This is a genomic window from Paenibacillus sp. 2TAB26, from assembly GCF_052115145.1.
Classification (GTDB): domain Bacteria; phylum Bacillota; class Bacilli; order Paenibacillales; family Paenibacillaceae; genus Pristimantibacillus.
This window is the reverse complement of sequence record NZ_JBFRGC010000104.1, coordinates 1-453: the sequence shown is the minus strand read 5'-3', so window position 1 is coordinate 453 and position 453 is coordinate 1. Positions and strand designations below refer to the sequence as shown.

The 453-nt window shown below is 66.4% G+C and carries 1 protein-coding gene and 1 pseudogene; one reads left to right on the top strand and one right to left on the bottom strand.

Translation table 11 applies throughout. The annotated features are described in order from the left end of the window. The coding region (locus AB4Z50_RS36060; RefSeq protein ID WP_441887301.1) for a hypothetical protein at positions 1-274 on the top strand (274 nt) is incomplete at its 5' end. Here the strand turns inward: AB4Z50_RS36060 and AB4Z50_RS36055 are convergent. Then, a pseudogene (locus AB4Z50_RS36055) lies at positions 255-453 on the bottom strand (hypothetical protein); the annotation flags it as partial. The gene AB4Z50_RS36060 and the pseudogene AB4Z50_RS36055 overlap by 20 nt on opposite strands.

Genomic DNA, 453 nt, shown 5'->3' with positions numbered 1-453 from the left:
GAATAACGGCCTGCTGCTGATTACCGCCGATACCGCCGATACCGAGGCCGTGCCGGAAGGCGCGCCGCTCTCGCTGCGGCTTGCCGGCGCGCAGGCCACGTTGCACGTCGGCGCCGAGGGCGCGCATGTGATTGCGTGCGAGCCTGTGCCCGATGTCGTCCTGACCATCCGCGAAGCTGGCGGCCTGGTGCCGTACCTGCGGCAGCACCGCCAGTTCCTCAAGCCATCCCGGCCGGGTTCCGTACCCGGTCCCATCAACCCACAACCGCTCTGATCATGCCCCTCATTGCTGAACGCCTGAACCGTATCAAGCCGTCGCCCAGTTCCATGGCGGAGCCACAGCCGAAGTTGTGCCCTGCCACGAGGATGTCGCCATCGCGGACGCTTCCCGCGAAGTCGGGATCGAGGTCTTCCAGCAGGAACTGCCGCAACACGTGCGGATCGACACTGTGC